At 64.5% G+C, this 5,388-nt stretch carries 4 protein-coding genes; 3 read left to right on the top strand and 1 reads right to left on the bottom strand.

Annotated features, from left to right (window positions below; all coding sequences use genetic code 11):
• Positions 1-1,446: 1,446 nt before the first annotated feature.
• Entirely contained in the window at positions 1,447-2,217 is a 771-nt protein-coding gene (locus AB0I54_RS47850) for an IS5 family transposase (protein ID WP_363302707.1), read from the bottom strand.
• Between the two features lie 308 nt (positions 2,218-2,525).
• Between AB0I54_RS47850 and AB0I54_RS47855 the strand changes: the two genes are divergently transcribed.
• The 3 genes from AB0I54_RS47855 (at position 2,526) to AB0I54_RS47865 (ending at position 5,296) form a co-directional block, all read left to right on the top strand.
• The gene (locus AB0I54_RS47855) at positions 2,526-4,424 is read left to right on the top strand and encodes a non-ribosomal peptide synthetase (protein ID WP_363302708.1); all 1,899 of its coding nucleotides are present in this window, start codon (positions 2,526-2,528) and stop codon (positions 4,422-4,424) included.
• Positions 4,425-4,454: 30 nt separating this feature from the next.
• A complete protein-coding gene (locus AB0I54_RS47860; RefSeq protein ID WP_363302709.1) occupies positions 4,455-4,640 on the top strand; it encodes a beta-ketoacyl synthase N-terminal-like domain-containing protein in 186 nt (61 codons plus the stop codon).
• A 200-nt stretch (positions 4,641-4,840) separates the two neighbouring features.
• On the top strand, positions 4,841-5,296 hold the full coding sequence (locus AB0I54_RS47865; protein ID WP_363302710.1) for a transposase family protein: 456 nt from the start codon (positions 4,841-4,843) through the stop codon (positions 5,294-5,296).
• Positions 5,297-5,388: the final 92 nt, after the last annotated feature.

Below are 5,388 nucleotides of genomic sequence, written 5' to 3' on the forward strand. Positions count from 1 at the left end.
GGAAGCGAAGGTGCGAGCTGGACAGGTCCAGTCCGGACGGGTAGACAAGCACATGAAGCCTCTGGTGGCACGGGTGATCTTGGTCGTGAACCCGTCTACCAGGGGCTTCACTTGTCTGTCACGCCAACTGCCGGACCAGTACAGCAGGTTGGAAAGGGCTCAGTGACTCCAGCAGCCGGAATAACTCATGGTGGGACAAGGCCATCGCGCGTCCCCTCGTTGAACGAGCCTCTCTGCTGGGAGTGTTGCCTGGCCGACCCATGACCAGGGGCTATGCGAAGATTGCTGTTACACCGTTCGGTGGGACGCCATCGGCACCCCTGCGGTGCTGGTGTCCGGTGCCCCTGACCTCTCATCAGCTCTGCTTAGGATGTCGCCTCGGTCCGCTTGGCCGACTGACCAGCCCCCGTGCAGCCGTCCGCCTGAGTTCCGGCGGACGGGGACGGCTCACCCCCTCGCCCCTGCCCTCGTAAGACGACGAGTCACGACGGGCATCAAGGACTGCGTGTCTTCGCCCGGCCCGTGGGCGAGTGAACCACGGTGTGGGGACATGCGTTGAGCAGGACAGAGTCTTCCGCTGGCCGTCTGGTGGCGGCTTATTTCCGATGGAGTCTGTTATGTCAACGAAGCCCGGAACAGGTGACCGAACACCCGGGGAGTTTCAGCATAAACGCTAATCTGCCCCAGACCGAGGTTGCGAAGCCTATTGGTGGTGCTGCTGCGGATTTCAACCACTGGTCGAGTGGCAGAGTTCGGTACCTTAAGTTGACGGAGCAGGAGGGAACCTTGCTCGAGGCCCGGCGGCGTCAACGGCGCGCTGGTGTGTCTGTGGGTCCCTCTGCGGCGTCGCTGGCCGTACAGACATCATCTGGGCAAGGGACCAGGTGGGTCCGGGTACTTCAGGCTCGTGTGGCGCCGGTTGGGTGGTGGACTCTTTCCCGTCCGGTGACGCGGGCGGGTTGTTCTGTCCATCGGGTTACAGGCGCCCGTGCTGGGAAGGCACTGCTGACTTCCCCTGCTGGCTCCGCTGACTGTGCTCGTACTCCCGTTCCCGCGGGTGCAACCGGCCTGACCGGCGTTTGTTGGTAGCTGACCGTCTCGGTGAATGCGCGCAGGATCCAAGCAGGCATTCCTTTTCCTGTCCACCTATTTCGTACAGCTGAGGTGCCATATGCAAGATCCAGTTGTTTGTGCGATGGTTTTGCAGGCATTTGCGGTTCAGGGTGAAGGACGGACAAGTCCCATTTCTCGGTGTGGTTCGACCGCCGCCAGCTCTCCGAAGGCTCCATGGCCGAAGTCCTCAAGCCCAAACCCACCGGAGACGACCCGCAGACTTCCCCCACGGGAACCGAACCGGATCAGTCAATGACCACACCGCTCGGCGGGACACCATGCCGGACCCGGCTGCCTTCATGGAAGCAACTCCCCAATGCCAGTGAGGTCTTTTCAACCTGTGGTTGAGCTGGCGTGATGCAGGGTGAGGACGGCCTGGACGAGGCCCGTGACGCGGGTGGTCGAGCAGCGGAGTTTACGGAGGAGTCGCCAGCTCTTGAGGGTGGCCATGGCTTGTTCGACCAGAGCACGAATCTTGGCGTGGGACCGGTTCACGGCCTGCTGACCTGCGGATAGCGTCTCCCATCGGCCGCGGAAGGGAACCCGGACCGTGCCGCGGGCGCCCTGGTAGCCCTTGTCCGCCCAGCAAGGTATGCGGGCTTGTTCGAGGGCATTGATGATGCCGTGCTCGCGGGCCGCGCGAACGTTGTGAACGGCCCCTGGCAGTGCGGGCGAGGCCCACAGCAGTCGGCCGAACGGATCGGCGATGACCTGCACGTTCATGCCGTGCTTCTTGTGCTTCCCGGAATAGAAGGGCCGGTCGGCGGCGATCCGGTCGATGGGCAGGAGCGTCCCGTCGAGTAGGACGTATGCCTTCGTCGAAGCAGCGCGGACGGCCTCCTGGAGGGTCGGTGCGAGTGCGGCCAGCAGGTCGACGGCCTCCCTGATGTAGCGGTACACGGTGCTCGTCCCGATCCCGAAACCCGCTGCGAGCTGGGCGTACGTGGTTCCGTTCCTCAAATGGGCCAGCACCAGCAGGGCTTGACGACCGACGGGGAGCCGGCGCCAGCGGCTTCTGATCCGACGGCGGTGTTCGCGAAGGTGAGCGGCAAGGAAGGACAGGGATCGACTGGACACGTCCAGCCCGCACGGGTAGACAAGCACAGGAAGCCTCTGGTGGGTACCGGGTGATCTTGGTCGTGAACCCGTCTACCAGGGGCTTCGCCCATCTGTCGAACCAACCGGCCAGCTCAGGCCGCAAGTTGGCAATGGCTCAGTGAACCATGTGAGTGGCTTCAGCCGTGCAGCAGGTGGGTGCGGCATGCGGCTTCGGTGTGACTGACGCTCCTGTGAGCCGTCGTGTGGGATAGGCAAGGGGAACCGGAGTTGACTGACGAGCAGCGCGCGAATCGGCGAGGCCCAACTCGCATCTGTGGCCGTTCTCGTGCATCAGCACCAGGGGGAGGCCACCGATGAGGCGCAATATCGCGTCGGATCATGACTTGGTGGCCGCTTTTGAAGAGAGGGTCCGGATTGCCCCGGAGTCGCTCGCGGTGAGCTGCCAGGGCGAGCTGGCAAGCTTTGCCGAGCTCAACTCCCGTGCTGACAGCCTGGCGCGGCGGCTGGCAGCACGAGCCGTCGGCCCCGACAGCGTGATCGGAGTATGCCTCCCACGCGGGGTGGGGCTGGTGGCGGTCTTTCTGGGTGTTCTGAAAGCAGGAGCCGTGTATGTGCCGCTTGATTCCGATTCGCCCACCGGCCGGCTGAACGCCCTGCTGGACAGTGCTGGTGCTCATGTGGTGATTGCCGACAGTCACTGCTCCGAAAGCCTGTCCCGAGACGTCCGACAGGTCTGGGACCTCGATGTGCTGGAGTCAGCCCACGGGGCGGCGGAGGAGACGGTTTCCGTGGGTGCCGCGTCGGACCTTGCCTACCTGATGTTCACTTCCGGGTCGGCCGGGGAGACGAAGCCTGTCGCGGTGTCGCGTGCGTCGCTCACTCACCACGCCACAACCGTGTCCGATGCCTACCAGTTGGTCCCGCAGGACAAGGTGCTGCAGTTCGCAAGCCCCGCTTTCGACGTGGCAGCAGAGGAGATCTTCCCGACACTGGTTTCGGGTGCATGCGTGGCCGTTCTCCCGGAACGACATCGGTCTCCACGAGATCTTGAGGAGTTCATCCGCGAGGAGGGGGTGACAGTGGCCAACCTCCCTTCTTCTTACTGGGAAGCATGGGCGAGCGACCTGGATGCCGATCCCCGGGAACTGCCATCCTGCCTGCGGCTTCTGATCGTCGGCAGCGAGATGGCACACACTCGCACGCTCGCACGCTGGCGTCGGCACTCTTCGATTCGCGTCATCAATGCCTATGGGCTGACGGAGACGACGATTACGGCCGTCCTTGGAGTCTTCGAGGGCCACGATCTGCCCCCTGGTGACATACTCCCCATCGGCCGTCCTCTTCCGGGCGTGGTCGCCCATGTGTTGGATCCCGGTATGGAACCCGTCGCGGTGGGTGCCACCGGGGAACTCTATGTGGGCGGTGCGGCCCTGGCTCGTGGTTATCACAACCGGCCGGACCTGACCCTGGATCGTTTCATCCCAGATCCCTTCGACGACAGGCCCGGGGCCCGGCTCTATCGAACAGGTGATCTGGCGGTCCGTGACGCCGATGGGACGCTGACGTGCCTGGGCCGGGTCGACGACCAAATGAAGATTCGCGGACACCGAGTGGAGCCGGCTGAGGTCACTGCTGCGATCCTTTCCTGCCCAGGTGTCCGGCAGGCCTGTGTGAGGTCGGTGTCGGACGAGCGTGGGACCCGGTTGGTCGCCTATGTCGTGCCTGAGGACGGCTCTTCCGACTGCGACACGCTTTCCCTGCGAGCGAGATTGGCGGTTACGTTGCCCCCGCCCATGGTTCCGGCCGAGTTCCTGACCATGCCGGAGTTGCCCCTCACCCCGAGCAGCAAGATCGACCACAGGGCTCTTCCTCTTCCCCCGACCGTGTCGGCGCCGGTTGTCCCCGGCGCGAAGGCGACGCTGTCTCCCACCGAGCAATTGGTGGCCAGGATCTGGCGTGAGGCGCTGGGCATCCCAGCGGTGAGTCTCGACGACGACTTCTTCGACATTGGCGGTCATTCACTCCTACTGGTCAGTGTTCGTCGGCAACTCGGCGACGCTCTGGACGCAGTTTTCCCCTCCGTGGCGCTTTTCGAGTACACCACTGCGCACTCGCTGGCCCGTTTTCTGGAGAACGGGCCCACATCAAGAGCTTCTGACGCGGGTTCGGCGGACGCCGACCGCGGTGAGCTGCGGCGCCGAGCGCGAACGCAGCGCTCGCAAGGTGTTTCGCAGGAGGAAGGGCCCTGCTAAGGCCGGTGAAGGGTTGTTATGAACCCGGACATGGGCCTTGACGACCCAACCGCCTTCCTCGCTGTCATCGGGATGGCAGGAAGGTTTCCCGGCGCGGCAAACGTGGAGCAGTTCTGGGCCAACTCGACGAACGGAACTGACTCTGTCACCCGCTTTGCCGAGCCCTCTGAGCAGCCGCGCGGGCATGTTCCCGCGATGGGTCTGCTGCAGGGCTGATTCAAAGTCCTGGTGATCACGAAGCGTTGCAGGTCACCGGGGTGTGACGTGGCGGCCGGCGGGCCGTCACGAAGACAACGAGGCTCCGGTTTACGGGGTGACCTACGCGAGGGCGGGTCGTCAGGGTCGGAGATGACAAACGCGGTCTCTGATGATCGAGGTTCTCGAAACCTTTGATCACGAACAGGGGTCGAGTTAGCGTGTCATCCTCCCTGATCGGTGTCCTGCAGCGCCATTGCGGGGTCATCGATCCACGCCGCCCGCCCGAGGAACTTGCCTCGCTCCGCGAGATGTTGGACCAGCTCCCGGATCCGAGACGGGTACGGGGCCGCCGTTACCGGCCGGGTTCTGTGCTGGCCCTGTGCCTGCTCGCGGTCCTGGGTGGTGCGGCCACCTTGGCCGGCATCGCCCGGTTCGCCACGGACGCACCCGCCGACGTGCGCACGCGGATCGGGCTCGACGGCCTCCCGCGCGCCAATACCCTGGGCCGTCTGCTGTCCCATGTCGACGGTGGGACCCTCGATGACGCCACCGGTGTTTGGCTCGCCCGGCATGCGGCCGATCCGGTCGAGGACGACCTGCCGCTGGTGGGCCTGGCCATCGACGGCGAGACCGTACGTGGCAGCCGCAACGGCGACCAGAAAGCCGTTCACTGATTCCTAATGTGGTCTGTCAAGCTGCGAGAACCGTGGGTGGGGTCGCCTCATAGCACCGTCCGTCACGCAAGAGGGCCCAGAGCACGTTGACG

Source organism: Streptomyces sp. NPDC050625 (assembly GCF_040654755.1).
GTDB lineage: Bacteria > Actinomycetota > Actinomycetes > Streptomycetales > Streptomycetaceae > Streptomyces.